Raw genomic sequence first — 19,605 nt, forward strand, 5'->3', positions numbered from 1 at the left:
CGTTCCATCTTGATTTCACCCTCAACGAAGTGCCACTATCGGGGGGTCGGCTTCGGTCGACGGTCGCGCGGTCGGTGTCCCCCCTGATGTCTGGACCCGCGACCTTGGGGCGCAGCTCACGGCAGATACCCCCTGCCTGCCGAGAGCTGCGCCCCCCCTTATGTCTCGAGGCCTGTGTGGCCAGTCGGCCGAAGGGGAGGGTCCGCGCCCGTCGGCGTCTCGTAGGCTCGCCCCCGTGAAGGTTCTCGTCATCGGCTCAGGCGCCCGCGAGCACGCCCTCGTCCGCGCCCTCACCCTCGACCCCACGGTCTCGGCCGTCATCGCCGCCCCCGGCAACCCCGGCACCGACACGCTGGCCCGCAACCTGCCGGTCGCCGCGGAGGACCCGCAGGCGGTCGTCGACCTGGCCCGTGGCCACGAGGTCGACCTCGTCGTCGTCGGCCCGGAGGCCCCGCTCGTCGCGGGCGTCGCCGACGCGGTGCGCGAGGCCGGCATCCGCTGCTTCGGCCCCGGCGCCGAGGCCGCGCGCCTCGAGGGCAGCAAGGCCTACGCCAAGGAGGTCATGGCCGCGGCAGAGGTGCCCACCGCCCTCGCGCACGTCTGCACGACCGAGGAGCAGCTGGCCGAGGCCCTCGATGCCTTCGGCGCTCCCTTCGTCGTCAAGGACGACGGACTGGCCGCCGGCAAGGGGGTCGTGGTGACCGAGGACCGCGAGGTCGCGATGGCGCACGGCCTGGCCTGCCTGGCGAAGGGGGACGACGGTCGCGTCGTCATCGAGGAGTTCCTCGACGGCCCCGAGGCGAGCCTCTTCTGCATCTGCGACGGCTCGACCGTCGTGCCCCTCGACCTCGCCCAGGACTTCAAGCGGGTCTTCGACGGCGACGAGGGCCCCAACACCGGCGGCATGGGCGCCTACAGCCCGCTGGACTGGGCGCCGGAGGGCCTCGTCGACGACGTCGTCGCCCGGGTGGCGCAGCCGGTCGTCGACGAGATGGCGCGGCGAGGCACTCCCTTCGTCGGGGTGCTCTACGTCGGTCTGGCGCTCACCTCGCGCGGTCCGCGGGTCATCGAGTTCAACGTGCGCTTCGGCGACCCCGAGACCCAGTCCGTGCTCGCCCGGCTCGAGTCGCCGCTGGCGGTGCTGCTCACCGCGGCGTCCGAGGGTCGCCTGGCCGAGCACGACCCGCTGCGCTGGCGGCCGGAGTCGGCGGTGACCGTCGTCGTCGCGGCCGAGGGCTACCCGGCGAAGCCGATCATCGGGGTCCCGGTCGACGGTCTCGACGCGATCGCCGACGGCGACCTCGCCGAGCACGTCCACGTGCTCCACGCGGGCACCGCGACGCAGGACGGCCGACTGGTCTCCTCGGGCGGCCGGGTCCTGTCGGTCGTCGCCCTCGGCGACGACCTCGCACAGGCGCGCGAGCGGGCCTACGCCGCGGTGGCCGAGGTGGGGCTCGACGGTGGCCACCACCGCACCGACATCGCGCTGCGCGCCTCCCGCGGGGAGATCCGCGCCTGATCAGGCGGCGACGTCCTTGCGAGGGCGCCCGCGCTTGACCTTGTGGGGGATCACCGCTCCCTCGTGGAGGATCTCACCGCCCCACACGCCCCACGGCTCGCCGCGCTCGAGCGCGCCCTCGAGGCACATGCGGCGCAGCGGGCAGTCGGCGCACAGCGACTTCGCGTACTCCAGGACCTCGGGCGTCTCGGCGAACCACAGCTCGGGAGACATGGTCTGGCACGGCGGGGTCGTCGGTGTCATGCGGCCACCCTCCAACCTCAAGTTCACTTGAGGTCAAGCCGATAGGGTTGGGGCATGGACACGCGGGACCTGCTCACCATCGGCGAGGTGGCGGCCCGGGCCGGGGTGAGCGTCCCGTCGCTGCGCTTCTACGAGACCAAGGGGCTCGTCCACGCGACCCGGACGGCGGGCAACCAGCGTCGCTACCCGCGGCACACGCTGCGGCGGCTCGCCCTCGTCCTGCGGCGCAGCGCTTCGGCCTGTCCCTCGACGAGATCCGCGAGGCGCTCGATTCCCTTCCGGCGCAGCGGCCCCCGACCGCACGGGACTGGGCGCGGCTCTCCCGGCGCTGGCACGACGCCCTCCAGGAGCGCATCGACGCGCTCGTCGAGCTGCGTGACACGACGAGTGGGTGCATCGGCTGCGGTTGCCTGTCGACGTCGAGCTGCCCGATCTACAACCCCGGCGACGAGCGGGGTGCCGAAGGCCCCGGTGCCCGGCGCTGGCCGGCCGGTCTGCGGGACGGCTGAAACCCCCTTCGGCCTCCCGTCGGTGGGAGCATGGCCGCATGACAGGGGAGCCCGAGACCACGACCGCCACGACGGCCGCGCAGCGCGCCGAGGACCGGACCGAAGGGGGGTCGAGTCGCCTCCTCGCGTGGCTCCTCACCCCGCTGGTCGCCGTGCTGCCGTGGTGGGTGACGATCGGCGGGCTGTGGGTGCTCGCGCGGGGATGGCGTTCCTACGCAGAACAGTTCCAACCCCAGTGGGGCGCGACGTTCGCCGGTGCCGCGGTTCTCGTCCTGGCGGCGCTCCTCTGGGCAGCGGTCACGGCGTGGTCGTCCGTCGGCACGACGGTGGCAGGGCTGTGCACCCTGGCCCTCGGCGTGGCCCTCGGCGACCTCCAGCTCGCCCGCTCGATCTACGACCTCGTGCCGGCGAGCGTCGGTCGTGACGCCTACGTCATCCTCACCCCGATGAACTTCCTGCTCTTCGGCAGTCTGCTCCTCGCGACCGGGCTCGGTGCCGCCGGAGCCCGCCGACTGGGGCGCCGCCGGGCCTGACCCAACCGATCCCGGGCTCGACGCATCTCGCGGCGGTGACCGGAGGCTGAGGCGCGCGGCGGCTCCCGTCGGCCTGCTGCGAGGATGTGCCCATGAGCGAGACCCCGCTGCAGCTGCCCGGCTACGCCCACGTCTACTCCGGCAAGGTGCGCGACCTCTACGCGCCGGTCGGTACCGACGGGCAGCCGCGCGAGGACCAGCTGCTGCTCGTCGCGAGCGACCGGATGTCGGCCTATGACTTCGTGCTCGACACCCCGATCCCCGACAAGGGCGCGGTGCTCACGCAGATGTCGCTGTGGTGGTTCGACCAGCTCGCCGACCTCGTGCCGCACCACGTCGTCTCGACCGACGTCCCCGCGGCCGTCGCCGGCCGGGCGGTGCTCGTCGAGCGACTCGAGATGCTGCCCGTCGAGTGCGTCGCCCGCGCCTACCTCACCGGTGGCGGGCTCGGGGAGTACCGGGCGAGTGGCGCCGTGAGCGGCATCGAGCTGCCGGCCGGCCTGGTCGACGGCTCGCCCCTGCCGGAGCCGATCTTCACCCCCTCGACCAAGGCACCCGTCGGCGAGCACGACGAGCCGATCCCCTACGCCGGCGTCGTCGCCGAGATCGGCGAGGACCTCGCCTCGCGCGTGCGCGACCTCACGGTGCGCATCCTGAAGCGCGGCAACGAGATCGCCACCGAGCGCGGCATCATCCTCGCCGACACCAAGGTCGAGTACGGCATGCGCGGCGACGAGATCGTCCTGGCGGACGAGGTGCTCACGCCCGACTCCTCGCGCTTCTGGCCGGCTGACCAGTGGCAGCCCGGCCGGCAGCAGCCGAGCTTCGACAAGCAATATGTCCGCGACTGGCTGACCTCGCCGGCGAGCGGCTGGGACAAGACCTCGGGCGAGGCGCCCCCTTCGCTCCCGGAGGACGTCGTCGCGCAGACCCGCGCGAAGTACGTCGAGGCCTACGAGCGGCTGACGGGGCAGACCTTCCGCTCCTGATCGGGAGCGTTCACCCTTGCCCCACCCGGGAGCAGCACGAGGGGCGAAGGGGGTGACCCCCTTCGCCCCTCGTGCCTCAGGCGGCGTGACGCGTCAGCGCACGACCGTCGGTGCCGGGAAGCCCTTGCCCTTCCCCTTCGGCAGGCTGGTGCGCTCGAGCAGCTGCGGGACGCTCTCCGGGGCGGACTGGGCGCCCCAGTCGGGGAACATCTCGGTCTCGGCGGGGCAGGTGGCGTCGATGCGCGGCGAGATGCCGCGCAGCAGGTAGCTGTCGACCCGCTGGGTCACGCAGGCCGAGACGCCGTAGGCGGTGTGGCCCCACGAGTCGCTCGAGATCAGGCGGGAGCGTCCGAGGATCGAGCGGGTGCGGACCGCGCCGTCGTAGTTGGTCGCCGGGTCCCAGTAGTTGCCGACGACGAGCACACCCTTGGGGGTGACCCGGTTGTACGGCCCGACGTAGGCGTCCTCGTCCTGGCCGGTGAAGGCGTCACCGGCGCAGCCGGCCGAGCTCCACAGCCACGCGGGACCGAAGTGCGGCGCGGCGGCGTCGCTCTTGGTGGCGTACGCGGGGAAGTCATCGATCCTGGTCGTCTCGCGGCTGTCGGTGCAGGTCACCGACAGGAAGGCGTCGAGCGAGTTGTCGTAGACGAACCCGCGCCGCGGGGAGGTGCGGTCCTTCTTCAGCTCGGCGACGACCTCCCGGTGCAGCGTTGTGCGCTGGGACGTGGCGGTGCGGCTCTGGGGCGCCTCGGACACCTCGATCATCGACTCGATGTCGGTCAGGGTGAAGTCGACCATCGAGGGTGCCTCGGGGTCGTAGAGGGTCCCCAGCAGGGTGCCGATGACGTCGGCGTAGGTGAGTGTGAAGGTCCCTCCCTCGAAGGGGTCGGTGACCTCGACGGGCTTCTTCTTCAGCTCGGCGGTCAGGGCCGCGAACTTCGCCTTGGGGTCGCCCCCTTCGGCATAGCCGCACCTCGACGGGCCGACCTTGCCGCACTCCTGAAGGATCTTGTCGAGAGCCTTGGAGGCGCCGCGGCCGGACCTGAGGCGCTCCTCGAGGGGCGACGACTGGGTGCTGCGGGTGCCGGACCACGCGGTCGGGCTGAGCACGCCGTCGATGACCAGGCTGCGGAAGTTCTTCGGGAACATGTTGGCGTAGGTCGTCCCGAGGTGGCTGCCGTAGGAGAAGCCGATGTAGCTCAGCTTGTCGCTGCCGAGCGCGCGCCGGACCATCTCCATGTCACGGGCCACCTCGGCCGTCGACATCGACGTGGCGAGCGAGTTCTTCGAGCAGGCGCGAGTGACCTTCTCGGTCGCGGTGATGAAGCGCCGCTGCTCGGTGGTCCCCACCGGGAAGGCGACGCGCAGGTCCTTCATCACCTCGTCCTGGCGCTCGACCGGCAGGCACTGGACCTGGTCGCTGAAGCCGATGCCGCGCGGGTCGACGCCGACGACGTCGAACTTCTCGCGGACCTCGGGCGAGAGCCACTGGCCGGCGGCGTAGGCCATCTCCGTCGAGGAACCGCCGGGGCCGCCGGGGTTGACGAAGAGCGTGCCGATGCGCTTGCCGGTCGCCTTCTGGCGCAGCACGGCGACGTTGGTCTTCGCGCCCTTCGGGTTGTCGTAGTCGAGCGGGAGCTTCACGGTGGCGCACTCCGCGCCGCCGTAACAGCTGAACCACCCGAGCCTGGGGGTGGCCACCTTGTCGAGCTTGGCGTCCTCGGTCGAGGTCGTGGTGGTGGCCTTCGTCGGTGCGGCCGGCGTGGGTGCGGCCGACGCCGTCACCGAGCCGAGGCTGAGGGCCAGGCCGGCCGTGGCGGTCAGCGCGAGCAGGCGCGTGCGGACGTTCTTCATCATGTGTTCCCCTGTCTTCCCCGTGCACTGCGCACCGGGCCGCTCACAACCTAGGGTGACTCGCATCACTCCGCGACTCGACACGCTGGCAGACTCGGGCTCATGTCGACGCAGACGGAGATGGCCATTGCCCGCGCCAACGGTCTCGGGGAGGTGTTGCGCCGCAGTGCTGCTCGCCACCGGGACAAGGTCGCGTTCATCGACGGTGACGTCCGCTGGACCTTCCGTGAGTTCGACGCGATCGTCACCTCCGTGGCCGCCGGCCTCGCCGAGCGCGGCGTGACGAAGGGGGACCGCGTCGCCCTGCTCAGCCGCAACAGCGCCGACTTCGCCGCGATCGCCTGGGGTGCAGCACGGCTCGGCGCGATCCTCGTGCCGATCAACTTCATGCTCACCGCCGACGAGGTCGGCTTCATCCTCGGCAACAGCGAGCCGGTCGCCATGCTGACCCAGCCGGAGTTCGTCGCCACCGCTGACGCGGCGATCGACGCCAGCGGGCTCGAGATCGGGACCCGCGTGGTGACCGGCGACGCGAGCGGCGGGTGGACCCCCTTCGCCGACCTCGTCGCCACCGACGCCACGGGCTGGGAGCCGCCGATCGTCGCCGACGACGACCCGATCCGCCTCATGTACACCTCCGGCACCGAGTCCCGACCCAAGGGAGCGCTGCTCACCTCCCGCGCGCTGCAGGCGGAGTACCTCAGTGCGATCGTCGACGGCGGCATGACCGGTGACGACGTCGACCTGCACACGCTGCCGCTCTACCACTGCGCGCAGCTCGACTGCTTCCTCGGGCCGGACATCATGCTCGGCGCCACGAGCATCATCCTGCCGGCGCCCGACCCGGCCACCGTGCTGGCCAAGATCGCCGAGCACGGGGTGACGAAGTACTTCGCGCCGCCGACCGTGTGGATCTCGCTGCTGCGGCACGCCGACTTCGACAGCACCGACCTGAGCAGCCTGCGCAAGGGGTACTACGGGGCCTCGCCGATGCCCGTCGAGGTGCTGGGGGAGATCCAGGAGCGGTTGCCCGATGTCGACCTGTGGAACTTCTACGGCCAGACCGAGCTTGCCCCCGTCGCGACGATCCTGCCGCCGCACGAGCAGCTGTCGCACGCCGGCTCCGCGGGGCGGCCGGTGCTCATGGTCGAGACCCGGCTCGTCGACGACGACGGCAACGAGGTGCCCGTCGGCGAGGTCGGCGAGGTGGTCCACCGCAGCCCGCACATCGCGGCCGGCTACTGGCGCAACGAGGAGAAGACGGCCGAAGCGTTCGCCGGAGGGTGGTTCCACTCCGGTGACCTCGCCATCGCGGACGACGACGGGCGGATCACGATCGTCGACCGCAAGAAGGACATGATCAAGACCGGTGGGGAGAACGTTGCCTCCCGCGAGGTCGAGGAGGCGATCTACGCCCACCCCGACGTCGCCGAGGTCGCGGTCTTCGCCCTGCCCGACCCGACGTGGGTCGAGGCGGTCACCGCGACGATCGTGCCGAAGGAGGGCTCGGGGCTCACCGCAGAGTCGGTCCAGGAGCACTGCGCGCAGGTGCTCGCGAGCTACAAGCGGCCCAAGCGCATCGAGATCCTCGACGCCCTGCCCAAGAACCCGAGCGGCAAGATCCTCAAGCGGGAGCTGCGCGAGCGCTTCAGCTGATGGCCGAGCCCGCTGGCTGAGGTGTGAGGCCGTCCGCGGCCGAGCCTCGAAGCCGCGCCCGTGCACAACAGGTAGTCCTGCTGCGATTGACGCCCATCCATTGCCGCGAGATGCACCAGAACGACCTCTTGTGCACGCCATGATGGTCGCATGGCCACCTACGTCGCCTTCCTCCGCGCGATCAACCTCGGCGCCAAGCGCAGGTTCCCCAAGGCGGACCTGCAGCGGGTCGTCGAGGAGACCGGTGCGAGCGACGTCGCGGTGCACCTCAACACCGGCAACGTGCGGCTGACGAGCCGGCAGCGCTCGACCGCTGCCGTCGAGGCGACGCTCGAGGCGGCCTTCCTCGCCGACCGGGGCTTCGAGGTGCCGACGGTGGTGCTCACGCCGGCCGAGCTGGTGGCCGTCGTCGCGGATGCGGGCGAGGTGGCGGGGCAGGTGCCCTTCGACGTGGCGGCGCACTACGTGACCTTCATGCGGGAGGTGCCGTCGACGGAGGCCGTCGAGCTGCTCACCCACGTCGGCGAAGGGGAGGCCACCGCCGTCCGCGGCCGCGCCGTCCACCTCCTGCTCGACGGCAAGGACCGCTACCACCAGGTCAAGCTGCCCGCCGCGCACGACCGGGCGATGGGGGTGTGGACCAACCGCAACCTCACGGTCGTCCGTGATCTGGCCGAGCGATGGGGGTGAGGGGTCAGCTGCGGTAGGCGCCGCGGCGGTGCGTCAGGATCAGCACCGGCACGCGGTCATCCTCGCCCCGCGTCCCTCAGGCTCTGCAAGACATCCTCGGTTGTCAGCACGTCTCCTCGGCGGAGATCGTCCAGGGCCACGGTGATCTCGCGAAGGAGGTGGGTGTCCGCCACGATCTCCGACGTCTCGGCCGAGCCCTCATCCAAGGGTGGGTGTGGTGCCATGTGACAACGGTAATGTCGCTCCCTTCGAGACGGTCGCTGCGCGACCTCCTCAGGGAGCGGGGTGTGAGAGGGGTGGGCTCGTCCCTTCGAGACGTCGGCCGCGGGCGGCCTCCTCCTCAGGGAGCGGAGGAGGGGACTTCGTCCTCGCCGCGTCTCGAGGCTCAGCCGCGGGCGGCTTCGCACCTCGACGAACGTTGGAAGGGCTCGGCGAACGTGGGCGAGGGAGAGGGGCGGCGACCCCGCCAACTAGACTCACGGGCGGACCACCCCCTTCGCACCAGGAGACACCTGTGGGACGCATCGTCGTCGACGTCATGCTCAAGCCCGAGATCCTCGACCCCCAGGGCCAGGCGGTCCGGGGGGCGCTGCCCCGGCTCGGGATCGACCAGTTCACCGACGTGCGGCAGGGCAAGCGCTTCGTGCTGTCCGTCGACGGTGACGTCACCGAGGCCCACCTCGCGCAGGCCCGCGAGGCCGCCGAGACCCTCCTGTCCAACCCCGTCATCGAGGACGTCGTGAGCGTCCACGAGCTGACGAGCGACGAGCCGGAGCAGGCGCCGATCACCGGGGCCGGCGCGTGAAGATCGGCGTCATCACCTTCCCCGGCAGCCTCGACGACTCCGACGCCCGCCGCGCCGTCACCCTGTGCGGCGGCGAGGCCATCGCCCTGTGGCACGGCGACGCCGACCTGCACGGCGTCGACGCCGTCGTCGTCCCCGGCGGTTTCTCCTACGGCGACTACCTGCGGGCCGGGGCCATCGCACGCTTCGCCCCGGTCATGGGCGAGGTCATCACCGCGGCGAAGGGAGGGATGCCGGTCCTCGGGATCTGCAACGGCTTCCAGATCCTCACCGAGTCGCACCTGCTCCCCGGGTCGATGATCCAAAATGACCACCGCAAGTTCCTGTGCAAGGACCAGGTCCTGCGCGTCGACAACGCCGAGAGCGCCTGGACCAGCGGCTTCGAGGCCGGCCAGGAGATCAGCATCGTCCTGAAGAACCAGGACGGCCAGTTCGTCGCCGACGAGGCCACCCTCGACCGGCTCGAAGGGGAGGGACAGGTCGCCTTCCGCTACGTCGGCGACAACCCCAACGGCTCCTCCCGCGGCATCGCCGGCATCACCAACGAGCGGGGCAACGTCGTCGGCCTCATGCCGCACCCCGAGCACGCCGTCGAGGAGGGCTTCGGCCCGAGCCTCGACGGCCGCACCTTCTTCACGTCCGTCCTCGAGCAGGTGGTGTCCGCGTGACCGTCAGCAACCTCGACACCGTGGCCGTCGCGCAGGGCAGCCCCGACACCGAGCAGCCGTGGGCCGAGCTCGGTCTCAAGGCCGACGAGTACGAGCGCATCCGCGAGATCCTCGACCGCCGCCCGACGAGCGCCGAGCTGGCGATGTACTCAGTCATGTGGTCCGAGCACTGCAGCTACAAGTCCTCCAAGGTCCACCTCAAGCGCTTCGGCGACCTGCCCTCCGAGACCCCCCTGGGCAAGACCCTCGCCGGCATCGGGGAGAACGCGGGTGTCATCGACATCGGCCACGGTTGGGCGGTGACCTTCAAGGTCGAGTCGCACAACCACCCGAGCTATGTCGAGCCCTACCAGGGCGCCGCGACCGGCATCGGCGGCATCGTCCGCGACATCATGGCGATGGGCGCCCGCCCGATCGCGGTGATGGACCCCCTTCGCTTTGGCGCCATCGACCACCCCGACACCGCGCGCGTCCTGCCCGGCGTCGTCAAGGGCATCGGCGGCTACGGCAACTCCCTCGGCCTGCCCAACATCGGCGGCGAGATCGTCTTCGACGAGTGCTACCAGGGCAACCCGCTCGTCAACGCGCTGTGCGTCGGCTCGCTGCGCCACGAGGACCTCCACCTCGCCAACGCGTCCGGCACCGGCAACAAGATCGTGCTCTTCGGCGCCAAGACGGGCGGTGACGGCATCGGTGGCGTCTCCGTCCTCGCCTCGGAGACCTTCGAGGAGGGCGGCCCTGCCAAGCGGCCCGCCGTCCAGGTCGGTGACCCCTTCGCGGAGAAGGTCCTCATCGAGTGCTGCCTCGACCTCTACGCCGCGGGCGTCGTCGAGGGCATCCAGGACCTCGGTGGCGCCGGCCTGTCCTGCGCGACCTCCGAGCTGGCCTCCGCCGGCGACGGCGGCATGCAGATCGAGCTAGACAAGGTGCCGCTGCGCGACTCGACCCTCCGCGCGGAGGAGATCCTCATGTCGGAGTCGCAGGAGCGGATGATGGCCGTCGTCGCGCCCGACAAGCTCGACGCCTTCCTCGAGATCACCGGCCGGTGGGACGTCGAGGCCGCCGTCCTCGGCGAGGTCACCGACGGCGACCGGCTCGTCATCACCTGGCACGGCGAGACCATCGTCGACGTGCCGCCGCGGTCCGTCGCCCACGACGGCCCGGTCTACGAGCGTCCGATCGCCCGCCCGGAGTGGCTCGACGCGGTGCAGGCCGACAGCAGCTCCTCCCTTCCCCGTCCCGCGGACCCGGGTGCCGACCTGCTGGCGCTGCTCGCCTCGCCCAACATCTGCGACAAGACGTGGGTCACCGACCAGTACGACCGCTACGTCCTGGGCAACACCAAGCGCGCCATGCCGCACGACTCCGGCGTGGTCCGCGTCGACGAGGAGTCCGGTCTGGGTGTCGCGGTCTCGACCGACTGCAACGGCCGCTTCGGCCGGCTCGACCCCTACGCCGGGGCGCAGCTCGCCCTCGCCGAGTCCTACCGCAATGTCGCGACCTCCGGCGCCCTGCCGCTGGCCGTCACCGACTGCCTCAACTTCGGCTCGCCGGAGGACCCGGGCGTCATGTGGCAGTTCCAGCAGGCCATCGGCGGCCTCTTCGACGCCTGCCTCGAGCTCGGCATCCCGGTGACCGGCGGCAACGTCTCCTTCTACAACCAGACCGGTGAGACGGCGGTCCACCCGACGCCCGTCGTCGGCGTGCTCGGCGTCATCGACGACGTCGCGACGTCCGTCGCCTCCGGCTTCCGGGCGAAGGGGGAGATCGTCCTGCTCCTCGGCGAGACCCGCGACGAGCTCGACGGTGGCGAGTGGGCGCACGCGCTGCACGGGCACCTCGGCGGGCAGCCGCCCGTCGTCGACCTCGCCGCCGAGAAGGCGCTCGCCTCCTTCTTCGTCGACGCGGTGCGCCGCGGTGTCCTCGCCAGCTCGCACGATCTGTCCGACGGCGGCCTGGCCGTGGCGCTCGCCGAGTCGGTCCTCACCGGTGGCACCGGGGCCTCGGTCGACCTGTCGCCGGTCCTCGACCGCGACGGGATCGACGCCTTCACGGCGCTGTACTCCGAGTCGACGGCCAGGGCGCTGGTCACCGTGCGCAGCGAGAGCGACCTGGTCACCGTCGTCGGCATCGCCGAGGCGCACGGCGTCCCCGTCGCGCGCCTCGGCACGACCGATGCCGACCGGCTCAAGGTCAAGGACGTCCTCGACCTCGGCCTGGAGGAGATGGGGGCCGCGCACACCGGCACGATGGCGCGCTACTTCGGCTGACGGCGTCGCGCGTCCACCTGATATGCCCCAGGTCGTCCCGCGGCCTCGTCAGCGCACCCGCCAGGCCCCCGGGTCGGGGGCGGTCGGCGCCGGCCGCTCCTCCCCGTCCGTGAGCACCCGCCCACCGGCGGTACGGCGGGCGAGCTCCGCCGCACCGAGCACGCCGGAGGGGAAGGGCCAGCGCCCCACCTGCCGCCGGATCTCGTCGACATCGAGCGGTCGGTGGGCCGCGACGAGCACGGCATTGCCGTAGCGGCGCCCCTTGATGACGTCACGCATCGCGACGAGCGCGAGCGACCCGTCGTGGCCGAAGGCGGCCCGCGCCCCCGCCACGACATCGGCGAGGTGCCGCCAGCCCGGCTCGTCGGGGGAGTTCATGACGAGCACGCCGTCGGGCCGCAGCACCCGCGCCACGTGCCCGAAGAACTCGACCGTCTGCAGATCGGCGGGGACCCTCCCTTCGTCGAAGGCGTCGACGACGACCGCATGGGCCGAGGCGTCCTTGAGCGCCTCGACCCCCGGCCGGCCGAGCTGTGGCCGCACGCGGATCCGGTGGCCACGGGGCAGCGGCAGCTGCTCGCGGACGGCGGCGGTGAGGGTCTCGTCGGGCTCGAGGACGATCTGCGGGGAGCCGGGGCGGGTGGCGTGCACCCAGCGCGGCAGGGTCAGGCCGGCACCGCCGACGTGCGTGACGCCGATCGGGTCGGGGGCGGGGTGGACCGCGTCGAGGACGGCCGCCATGTGCTGCACGTACTCGAAGACCAGGTGCTCCGGGTCATCGACGTCGACGTGGCTCTGCGGATGCCCGTCACGCATCACCGTGACGCCCCCGTGCTCGTCCGCCACGAACTCCACCTCGGCCATGCGCCAACCCTCACACACGAAGGGGGTCAGTGACGACGACCCGCGGTGCGGCGTGCGCCGGCGATCGCCAGGGCCGCGCCGGCTGCGAGGAGCAGCCCCAGACCCGAGCCCACGACACCCGCACCGGGGCCGGGGGTCGTGTCGTCGGTCTCGACGACCGGACCGGTGACGTCGTCATCGGTGCCCGGCGCGGTGCCGGAGGTCGACGTGGCCGTCGGCGTGCCGGTGCTCGTGCCCGTCCCGCTCGTCGACGTGGATGTGGAGGTGGACGGGTCGCTCGACGTCGAGGTCGTCGGGTCACTCGTGGACGTCGTCGGGTCGGTCGTCGTCGAGGTCGGCTCGTCCGCCGTGATCGTCACGGGGAAGCTGACCTCGGTGTCGCTGGGCGAGGCGACGAGACGGACCTGCGAGGCGGTGCCGTCGTCGTCGGCGGCGCTGCCCGCCGGAGCGGTGGCCTGCTCCGGGACGGTGAAGCTGATGTCCGCGGTGCCGTTGCGCGTCGGGACGCCCTGGATCAGGCCGGCCGTGATCGGGAAGGTGCCGACCGAGTCGTCGCCGACGAAGACCTCGACCTCGGAGTTGGTCGGCGAGCCGAGCGACGTCAGGTCGAAGCCGGAGGCGGTGAAGGAGACCTCGTCGCCGGCCGTCAGCTCACTCGGCTGGTCGGTGATCGCGACGGCCTGCTTGCGGTGGTCGGGGCTGACCTCGTCACGCGCGCCGAAGTAGTTGACGAAGGCGTCGGTGTCGATGAGGCCGGTGTCCTTGGCGTTGCTGCCCTCGGCGAGGACGGTGAAGTTGTCACCGCCGCCGATGAGGAAGGAGCCCGAGGCGATCGTGTAGGTGGCGCCCTCGTCGAGCGGCTCGCCGTCGATGCTCACCGACGAGATCCGGCTGCCGGCGGCGGCGTCCGGGTCGTAGGTGTAGGTGACGTTGTCGGAGAGCCCGAGCTTGAGGAAGGGCCGCGAGGAGCCCTCCGGCTGCCACTGCTGCTCCAGGAGGGTGACGACCTGCGCGCCCGTGAGGTCGACGGTCATCAGGGTGTTGGCGAAGGGGTTGATCGACGCGGCCTCGGCGTAGGTGACCTCGCCGGGCTCCTCGTCGCCGGTGGGCTCGTGGAGCAGCTCGTCACGCAGGCCGCCGGGGTTCATGATGCCGATGTCGGCGCCGCCGCGGCCGGGCTGGTTGAGCGCGTCGAGCCAGATGTCGGCGGTGAGGTTGCCGAGGGTCGACTCGCGCTGGCGGTTGTCCCGGGCGCCGTCGTTGTGGGCGGTGGTGATGTCGTCGCTCACCGTCCCGATGACCTTCTTGCCGAGCTCGCCGGCGGAGGCGACGGCCTCGTCGACGATCGCGCTCGCGGAGACGTAGGTCGGGTTGCTGGCGCACGTGTCGGTCGGGTCGGCGACCTCGACGTTGGTCGCCGAGTACTGCGTCACCTCGCCGGTCTCCTCGTCGAAGCCGAGCTGCAGCTGGCCGAGGGTGTCGCCGTAGGAGTTGGACTGGATGATCGGCCGGGTGCCGCCGTCGGGCGCCGGGGCGTCCCAGGCGTAGCCCTTGTGGGTGTGGCCGGTGAAGATCGCGTCGACCTCGCGCGCCGTGTCGTTGACGATGTCGGCGAAGGCGCCGCCTGCGGCGACCTGCGCGTCGAGCGTCGTGAGGTCGTCGCCCTCGGTCGCGCCCTCGTGGTACTCGGCGACGACGATGTCGGCCTCGCCGTTGGTCGCGTCACCGTCCTTGAGCTGGGCCGCGACGCGGTTGACCGCCTCGACCGGGTCGCCGAAGTCGAGGCCCGAGACGCCCTGCGGCGAGACGAGCGATGGGGTCTGCTGGGTGACCGCGCCGACGACGCCGACCTTGAGCCCGCCGACCTCGACGATCGAGTACTCGTCGAGCGCCGGGGTGGTCGTGCCGCGCTCGTACACGTTGGCGCCGAGCAGGTCGAAGTCCGCGGCCTGGCTGACGCGGCCGGTGAGGTCGGAGAAGCCGCGGTCGAACTCGTGGTTGCCGACGGCGCTGGCCTCGAGGCCGAGGGTGTTGAGGAACTGGATCGTCGGCAGGTCCTCCTGGGAGGCGGAGGTGAAGGGGGAGGCCCCGATGTTGTCCCCGGCCGACAGCAGCGCCGTCGAGTCCTCGCCGAGCTGGGCCCGGGTCTCGACGACGGTGCAGGCGAAGGCCTTGCCCGAGGCGCCCGTGCCGTCGGTGTCGATGCGACCGTGGAAGTCGTTGATGTTGAGCAGGTTGATCGTCGTCAGCGACGGGTCGATCCCGCCCGGCTCGACGGGGTCGGCGGCGTGGGCGGTGCCGGACGTGGCGACGAGTGCGGTGATCGCACCCGCGCCGACGAGCAGCGACGCGCCTCTCTTCTTCAGGGACATGAGGGTTCCTCCGGGGCAGGGTGTGTGACGAGCCCGACATCGGGCACACCGGGTCAGATGGTGCCGTACCCGGGATACATCTGCAGGACGAAGGGGGAAGGTTCCCTGACCGTTCGGTGAACCTTGGGCGGTGCGAGACTGGGGTCGTGGCAGGACGACGACGCATCCCCGTGGAGCAGGGCCGGGCCGCGCTGCGGGCGTGGGCCGCCAGCGACGACCGGTCGGCGGTCGACCGCACGACCCTCGCGACCGCGGTGCGGCACACCGTCGCCGACCTCGGCGACGCCGCTCCCGGGCGCAGCGTCGAGGTGCGGGTGCCCCCCTTCGCTGCGGTGCAGTGCGTCGAGGGGCCGGTGCACACCCGCGGCACCCCGCCGGCCGTCGTCGAGACCGACGCGCAGAGCTGGCTGGAGCTCGTCGTCGGCGACCTCGGGTGGGCCGAGGCGGTGTCCTCGGGCCGGGTGCGGGTCAGCGGCCAGCGCACCGACCTGTCCGCCCACCTCCCCCTCGCCGCATTGCCGTAGGGCAATGCGCGCACTCTCTGCATTGCCGTAGGGCAATGCGCGCACTCTCTGCATTGCCCTACGGCAATGCGGGCCGAAGGGAGCCGAGCAGCTCCCCGGCGACCTGCAGGATCCGCACGCTCTCGTCGAGCGGCATGATCGGCGACTCCGTCTCGCCGGCGGCGACCCGCAGCGCCACCTCGGTGGCCTCGTGCCTCAGACCGCGGTGCTTCTCGACCGGGTCGCCCTCCATCGTGTCGAGGACGACCCCGTCGGCGCCGACGAGCCGCATCGTCGTCGGCGTGTAGAACTGCGTCTCCAGCTCCAGCCGCGCCCAGGTGCCGTTGACCGAGGCGGTCGTCGGCGACGAGACCGACATGTCGGTGGCGCACGAGGCGACGGCACCGCTCGGGCCCTGGACGACGAAGGCGACCCGACGGTCGACCCCGCGGTCGGTGAGCGAGCCCACACCGGCGGCCGAGGTGACGCCGCCGAGGCACAGCGAGGCGAAGGACAGCGGGTAGATGCCCAGGTCGAGCATGGCGCCGCCCGCGAGGTCGGGGCTCGCCAGGCGCTCGGGGCCGTCGGGCCACAGCGGGATCGAGTGGTCGGCGAGCACGGTGCTCACCTCGCCGAGCAGGCCGGCGTCGAGCACCTGGCGCAGGACGTCGACGTGCGGGAGGAAGCGGGTCCACATCGCCTCCATGCAGAAGACGCCGGCCTCGCGCGCCGCGGCGACGATCTGAGCCGCCTCGTCGGCGGTGGGCGCGAGGGGCTTCTCGACGAGGACGTGCTTGCCGGCGCGGATCGCCAGCAGCGCGTGCTCGAGGTGCTCGCTGTGCGGGCTGGCCACGTGGATCGCGTCGACATCGGGGTCGGCGACGAGGTCGGCATAGCTGCCGTGGGCCCGGGCACCGGGCACGTGCTCGTCGACGAACCCCTGGGCTCGCTGCAGGTCGCGCGACCCGACCGCCACGACGGTCTGGGCGGTGCCCCGGAGGGAGATCGCCAGCTGCGAGGCGATCCAACCGGCGCCGAGCAGACCCCACCGCAGCGCGGGCGCCGATGCCGGGTCGGGGGTGCGCGGGGTGGGGAGCTTCATCCCGGGGACGTCGGCATGCGGGCGCTGGCTGCTCATGTCACCAACCTACGATGGCGGGGTGAGTGCGCAGCGTCCCCGGAGCAACCCCAAGCCGATCCCCTTCATCGTGACGGGGGCGATCATCGGCTTCATCGTCTTCGGGCTGATCTCGTACTTCGGCCCCAACCGCAACGAGGGCTTCGACATCACCTACGACCCCAGCGCGACCCTGGGCTACATGAGCGTCCTGGGTCTGTGCGTCGGAGGACTCCTCGGCGCGGTCGTCGCCGCCCTCTTCACCTATCGCAAGTAACTCCCTTCGCCCGGCAGGCCCTCGCGGAGGTGCGACGGGTGAGGAGGGGATCACCGCGGGTCGGCCCTGTGGGAGACTGGTCCTCGTGCCACGCGGAGACGGAACCCTGTCCCACGACCTGCTCCCCGGTGAAAAGGGACCCCAGGACGCCTGCGGTGTCTTCGGTGTCTGGGCGCCGGGCGAGGATGTCGCCAAGCTGACCTACTACGGCCTCTACGCCCTGCAGCACCGCGGTCAGGAGTCCGCGGGCATCGCCACGAGCAACGGCCAGCAGATCCTCGTCTACAAGGACACGGGGCTGGTCTCCCAGGTCTTCGACGAGCGCAGCCTGTCGACCCTGCGCGGGCACATCGCCGTCGGCCACTGCCGCTACTCGACGACCGGCGGGTCCACGTGGGAAAACGCGCAGCCCACCCTCGGTGGCCACGACGCCGGCACGGTCGCGCTCGCGCACAACGGCAACCTCATCAACTCCGCCGAGCTCCTCGAGATGGTGGAGGACCGCGCCGCGACCCCCGAGGTCGACGGCACCTGGCGGGGGGTGTCGAAGGGAGAGCTGCGCCGCGGCAACACGACCGACACCGCGCTGGTCACCGCCCTGCTCGCCGACGAGCAGGACCAGTCCCTCGAGTCGGCGGCCATGGAGCTGCTGCCCAAGCTGCAGGGCGCCTTCTGCTTCGTCTTCATGAACGAGGACACCCTCTACGCCGCCCGTGACCCGCAGGGCCTGCGCCCGCTCGTCATCGGTCGGCTCGAGCGCGGCTGGGTCGTCGCCTCCGAGACCGCTGCCCTCGACATCGTCGGCGCCTCCTTCGTCCGCGAGGTCGAGCCCGGCGAGCTCGTCGCCATCGACGAGGACGGCCTGCGCACGCAGCGCTTCGCTCCCGCGCGGCGCAAGGGGTGCGTCTTCGAGTACGTCTACCTCGCCCGCCCCGACACGACGATCCACGGCCGCACGGTGCACGAGGCGCGCGTCGAGATGGGCCGCGCGCTGGCCCGCGAGCACCCGGTCGAGGCCGACCTGGTCATCGCGACCCCCGAGTCCGGGACCCCGGCCGCCATCGGCTACGCCCAGGAGTCGGGCATCCCCTTCGGGCAGGGCCTGGTCAAGAACGCCTACGTCGGGCGCACCTTCATCCAGCCGAGCCAGACGATCCGACAGCTCGGCATCCGGCTCAAGCTCAACCCCCTGCACCACGTCATCAAGGGCAAGCGGCTGGTCATCGTCGACGACTCGATCGTCCGCGGCAACACCCAGCGCGCCGTGGTGCGGATGCTGCGCGAGGCCGGGGCCGCCGAGGTCCACGTGCGCATCTCGTCGCCGCCGATCAAGTGGCCCTGCTTCTTCGGCATCGACTTCGCCACCCGCGCCGAGCTCATCGCCACCGGGCTCGGCGTCGACGAGATCTGCACCTCGCTCGGGGCCGACTCGCTCGGCTACATCAGCGAGGACGGCATGATCGCCGCGACCGACCAGCCGCGCGACGAGCTGTGCACCGCGTGCTTCTCCGGCACCTACCCGATGGAGCTGCCGAGCGAGGACCGCCTCGGCAAGTCCCTGCTCGAGCTCGAGTTCACCCCGACCCAGGAAGCCGTGCGACGCCCGTGACGACCCCAGAGACCACGCAGCAGACCCCGATCACCTACGCCGACGCCGGCGTCGACGTCGAGGCCGGCGACAAGGCCGTCGACCTGATGAAGGAGTCGATCCGCCGGGCCACCCGCCCCGAGGTGCTCGGCGGGCTCGGGGGCTTCGCCGGCATGTTCGACGCCAGCGCCCTGCAGGGCATGCGTCGCCCGGTCCTTGCCACCTCCACCGACGGCGTGGGGACCAAGGTCGCCATCGCCCAGGCGATGGACCGCCACGACACCATCGGTCAGGACCTCGTCGGCATGGTCGTCGACGACATCGTCGTGTGCGGCGCGGAGCCGCTCTTCATGACCGACTACATCGCGACCGGCAAGGTCGTGCCCGAGCGCATCGCCGCGATCGTCGGAGGCATCGCGAAGGGGTGCGAGCTCGCCGGTGTCGCGCTGGTCGGCGGCGAGACCGCCGAGCACCCGGGCCTGCTCGACCCCGACGAGTACGACGTCGCCGGCGCCGCGACCGGCGTCGTCGAGCACGACGAGGTCCTCGGGCCCGACCGCGTCGCCGCCGGTGACGTCGTCGTCGCCCTCGCCTCCTCCGGTCTGCACTCCAACGGCTACTCCCTCGTGCGCCGGGTCATCGCCGCCGCCGGGTGGGAGCTCGACCGGCACGTCGACGAGCTCGGTCGCACCCTCGGTGACGAGCTGCTCGAGCCCACCCGCATCTACGCGCGAGCCCTGCTCGACCTCGTGCGGGCCGACGGCATCGACGTGCACGCCCTGAGCCACGTCACCGGCGGTGGGCTGGCCGCCAACCTCGCCCGCGTGCTGCCGGAGGGCACGATCGCCCGTGTCGACCGGGCGTCGTGGACCCCGCCGCCGATCTTCTCCCTCGTCGGTGAGCTCGGCGCGGTGCCCCGCGCAGACCTCGAGCGCACCCTCAACATGGGCATCGGCTTCGTCGCCGCTTTGCCGCAGGCCGGCGTCGACGCCGCCATCGCCCGGTCGCGGGCGGCGGGCATCGACGCCTGGGTCCTCGGCGAGGTCGCCGACGCCGCCACGACCGACCCGGTCGCCGGGGTCGAGGTCGTCCAGGGGTCCAAGGGTGTGCACGGTGGTGCCGTGCAGGTCGTCGGGGAGCACGCCTGA

General features: G+C 71.8%; 18 protein-coding genes and 1 pseudogene. 14 read left to right on the plus strand and 5 right to left on the minus strand.

The window, feature by feature from the left end; translation table 11 throughout:
- Positions 1–235 precede the first annotated feature (235 nt).
- On the plus strand, positions 236–1,519 hold the full coding sequence (gene purD, locus NYE39_RS12150; RefSeq protein WP_341012840.1) for a phosphoribosylamine--glycine ligase: 1,284 nt from the start codon (positions 236–238) through the stop codon (positions 1,517–1,519).
- Here purD and NYE39_RS12155 read toward each other — a convergent pair whose 3' ends face one another.
- Entirely contained in the window at positions 1,520–1,762 is a 243-nt protein-coding gene (locus NYE39_RS12155) for a WhiB family transcriptional regulator (protein ID WP_341012841.1), read from the minus strand. It lies immediately after the preceding gene.
- A gap of 54 nt (positions 1,763–1,816) precedes the next feature.
- Here NYE39_RS12155 and NYE39_RS12160 point away from each other — a divergent pair.
- The 4 genes and pseudogenes from NYE39_RS12160 to NYE39_RS12175 all read left to right on the plus strand — a co-directional run.
- Positions 1,817–1,921 (plus strand): annotated as a pseudogene (locus tag NYE39_RS12160) (MerR family DNA-binding transcriptional regulator); the annotation flags it as partial.
- A 95-nt stretch (positions 1,922–2,016) separates the two neighbouring features.
- On the plus strand, positions 2,017–2,271 hold the full coding sequence (locus NYE39_RS12165; protein ID WP_341013420.1) for a MerR family DNA-binding protein: 255 nt from the start codon (positions 2,017–2,019) through the stop codon (positions 2,269–2,271).
- A gap of 38 nt (positions 2,272–2,309) precedes the next feature.
- Positions 2,310–2,804: a hypothetical protein gene (locus NYE39_RS12170; RefSeq protein WP_341012842.1), complete on the plus strand. Its 495-nt coding sequence runs from the start codon at positions 2,310–2,312 to the stop codon at positions 2,802–2,804.
- 92 nt (positions 2,805–2,896) lie between these two features.
- On the plus strand, positions 2,897–3,793 hold the full coding sequence (locus NYE39_RS12175) for a phosphoribosylaminoimidazolesuccinocarboxamide synthase (protein ID WP_341012843.1): 897 nt from the start codon (positions 2,897–2,899) through the stop codon (positions 3,791–3,793).
- Between the two features lie 93 nt (positions 3,794–3,886).
- Here the strand turns inward: NYE39_RS12175 and NYE39_RS12180 are convergent, their stop codons facing one another.
- The gene (locus NYE39_RS12180; RefSeq protein WP_341012844.1) at positions 3,887–5,650 is read right to left on the minus strand and encodes an alpha/beta hydrolase; all 1,764 of its coding nucleotides are present in this window, start codon (positions 5,648–5,650) and stop codon (positions 3,887–3,889) included.
- A gap of 99 nt (positions 5,651–5,749) precedes the next feature.
- Here NYE39_RS12180 and NYE39_RS12185 point away from each other — a divergent pair, with 99 nt between their 5' ends.
- From NYE39_RS12185 to purL, 5 genes are all read left to right on the plus strand, one after another.
- Positions 5,750–7,303, plus strand: a complete 1,554-nt coding sequence (locus NYE39_RS12185; protein ID WP_072623480.1) for a fatty acyl-CoA synthetase — start codon at positions 5,750–5,752, stop codon at positions 7,301–7,303.
- A 150-nt stretch (positions 7,304–7,453) separates the two neighbouring features.
- Positions 7,454–7,993 (plus strand): DUF1697 domain-containing protein, encoded by a 540-nt coding sequence (locus NYE39_RS12190; protein ID WP_341012845.1) that lies wholly within the window; start codon positions 7,454–7,456, stop codon positions 7,991–7,993.
- A 514-nt stretch (positions 7,994–8,507) separates the two neighbouring features.
- Positions 8,508–8,798: a phosphoribosylformylglycinamidine synthase subunit PurS gene (gene purS / locus NYE39_RS12195; protein WP_084452897.1), complete on the plus strand. Its 291-nt coding sequence runs from the start codon at positions 8,508–8,510 to the stop codon at positions 8,796–8,798.
- On the plus strand, positions 8,795–9,466 hold the full coding sequence (gene purQ / locus NYE39_RS12200) for a phosphoribosylformylglycinamidine synthase subunit PurQ (RefSeq protein ID WP_084452899.1): 672 nt from the start codon (positions 8,795–8,797) through the stop codon (positions 9,464–9,466). The genes purS and purQ overlap by 4 nt, the downstream gene beginning before the upstream one ends.
- Positions 9,463–11,736 (plus strand): phosphoribosylformylglycinamidine synthase subunit PurL, encoded by a 2,274-nt coding sequence (gene purL / locus NYE39_RS12205; RefSeq protein ID WP_341012846.1) that lies wholly within the window; start codon positions 9,463–9,465, stop codon positions 11,734–11,736. The genes purQ and purL overlap by 4 nt, the downstream gene beginning before the upstream one ends.
- Before the next feature lie 48 nt (positions 11,737–11,784).
- On the opposite strand, the gene NYE39_RS12210 is transcribed toward purL, so the two are convergent.
- Both NYE39_RS12210 and NYE39_RS12215 read right to left on the minus strand, forming a co-directional pair.
- On the minus strand, positions 11,785–12,600 hold the full coding sequence (locus NYE39_RS12210; protein WP_341012847.1) for a spermidine synthase: 816 nt from the start codon (positions 12,598–12,600) through the stop codon (positions 11,785–11,787).
- A 26-nt stretch (positions 12,601–12,626) separates the two neighbouring features.
- A complete protein-coding gene (locus tag NYE39_RS12215; protein WP_341012848.1) occupies positions 12,627–14,972 on the minus strand; it encodes a bifunctional metallophosphatase/5'-nucleotidase in 2,346 nt (781 codons plus the stop codon).
- Positions 14,973–15,118: 146 nt separating this feature from the next.
- Between NYE39_RS12215 and NYE39_RS12220 the strand changes: the two genes are divergently transcribed.
- A complete protein-coding gene (locus NYE39_RS12220; RefSeq protein WP_084452907.1) occupies positions 15,119–15,496 on the plus strand; it encodes a sterol carrier family protein in 378 nt (125 codons plus the stop codon).
- A gap of 58 nt (positions 15,497–15,554) precedes the next feature.
- Here NYE39_RS12220 and NYE39_RS12225 read toward each other — a convergent pair whose 3' ends face one another.
- Positions 15,555–16,613 (minus strand): Gfo/Idh/MocA family protein, encoded by a 1,059-nt coding sequence (locus NYE39_RS12225; protein WP_341012850.1) that lies wholly within the window; start codon positions 16,611–16,613, stop codon positions 15,555–15,557.
- Positions 16,614–16,635: 22 nt separating this feature from the next.
- Here NYE39_RS12225 and NYE39_RS12230 point away from each other — a divergent pair, with 22 nt between their 5' ends.
- The 3 genes from NYE39_RS12230 to purM all read left to right on the plus strand — a co-directional run bounded on the left by NYE39_RS12230 (position 16,636) and on the right by purM (position 19,605).
- Positions 16,636–16,869: a hypothetical protein gene (locus tag NYE39_RS12230; protein ID WP_072623489.1), complete on the plus strand. Its 234-nt coding sequence runs from the start codon at positions 16,636–16,638 to the stop codon at positions 16,867–16,869.
- 85 nt (positions 16,870–16,954) lie between these two features.
- On the plus strand, positions 16,955–18,478 hold the full coding sequence (purF, locus tag NYE39_RS12235; protein ID WP_341012851.1) for an amidophosphoribosyltransferase: 1,524 nt from the start codon (positions 16,955–16,957) through the stop codon (positions 18,476–18,478).
- Positions 18,475–19,605: a phosphoribosylformylglycinamidine cyclo-ligase gene (gene purM, locus NYE39_RS12240; protein ID WP_341012852.1), complete on the plus strand. Its 1,131-nt coding sequence runs from the start codon at positions 18,475–18,477 to the stop codon at positions 19,603–19,605. The genes purF and purM overlap by 4 nt, the downstream gene beginning before the upstream one ends.

Origin of the sequence: Janibacter sp. FSL W8-0316 (assembly GCF_038004165.1) — a bacterium.
In the GTDB taxonomy this organism is placed as follows: Bacteria; Actinomycetota; Actinomycetes; order Actinomycetales; family Dermatophilaceae; genus Janibacter; species Janibacter indicus.

Excerpts from the sequence above, each read along its gene's own strand:
- NYE39_RS12155 (WP_341012841.1), bottom strand. The coding sequence starts at position 1,762 with ATGACACCGACGACCCCGCCGTGCCAGACCATGTCTCCCGAGCTGTGG.
- NYE39_RS12170 (WP_341012842.1), top strand. The coding sequence starts at position 2,310 with ATGACAGGGGAGCCCGAGACCACGACCGCCACGACGGCCGCGCAGCGC.
- NYE39_RS12175 (WP_341012843.1), top strand. The coding sequence starts at position 2,897 with ATGAGCGAGACCCCGCTGCAGCTGCCCGGCTACGCCCACGTCTACTCC.
- NYE39_RS12180 (WP_341012844.1), bottom strand. The coding sequence starts at position 5,650 with ATGATGAAGAACGTCCGCACGCGCCTGCTCGCGCTGACCGCCACGGCC.
- NYE39_RS12185 (WP_072623480.1), top strand. The coding sequence starts at position 5,750 with ATGTCGACGCAGACGGAGATGGCCATTGCCCGCGCCAACGGTCTCGGG.
- NYE39_RS12190 (WP_341012845.1), top strand. The coding sequence starts at position 7,454 with ATGGCCACCTACGTCGCCTTCCTCCGCGCGATCAACCTCGGCGCCAAG.
- NYE39_RS12210 (WP_341012847.1), bottom strand. The coding sequence starts at position 12,600 with ATGGCCGAGGTGGAGTTCGTGGCGGACGAGCACGGGGGCGTCACGGTG.
- NYE39_RS12215 (WP_341012848.1), bottom strand. The coding sequence starts at position 14,972 with ATGTCCCTGAAGAAGAGAGGCGCGTCGCTGCTCGTCGGCGCGGGTGCG.
- NYE39_RS12225 (WP_341012850.1), bottom strand. The coding sequence starts at position 16,613 with ATGAGCAGCCAGCGCCCGCATGCCGACGTCCCCGGGATGAAGCTCCCC.